Source organism: Halorubrum sp. C191 (assembly GCF_002727095.1).
GTDB classification, from domain to species: domain Archaea; phylum Halobacteriota; class Halobacteria; order Halobacteriales; family Haloferacaceae; genus Halorubrum; species Halorubrum ezzemoulense.
Genome location: NZ_NHNZ01000060.1, coordinates 1 through 283 on the forward strand (window position 1 = coordinate 1; position 283 = coordinate 283).

1 protein-coding gene is annotated in these 283 nt (G+C 55.5%); it reads right to left on the reverse strand.

Features of this window, described 5'->3' with window-relative positions; all coding sequences use genetic code 11:
- Window positions 1-196: hypothetical protein (locus tag Z052_RS19725; RefSeq protein ID WP_144050005.1), on the reverse strand; the 196-nt coding region annotated here is incomplete at its 3' end.
- Between the last annotated feature and the right edge of the window lie 87 nt (window positions 197-283).

The window sequence follows — 283 nt, forward strand, 5'->3', positions numbered from 1 at the left end:
ACGTGAGGCACTTGACGAAATTCGACGAACGACTGGTGGCGAAGAGTATACCCTCGCGCTCGATATTCTTGACTGGCTCCGCACCGACCTCTCGCGCCGTCTTTCCTACACCGAAATCACCGACCTTCTTCACTACTGCCGGTTCTCCACGTGTCCAGACCGGATGCTCGCACACTTTCTCGCCGACCTCAGCCACGGCATGCCTCCCGAAGACATCCCATACCACAGCTCATATTTTGACCGAGAGAATGTCGGCCACTCTCCAAGCGAACTGTACAATAGA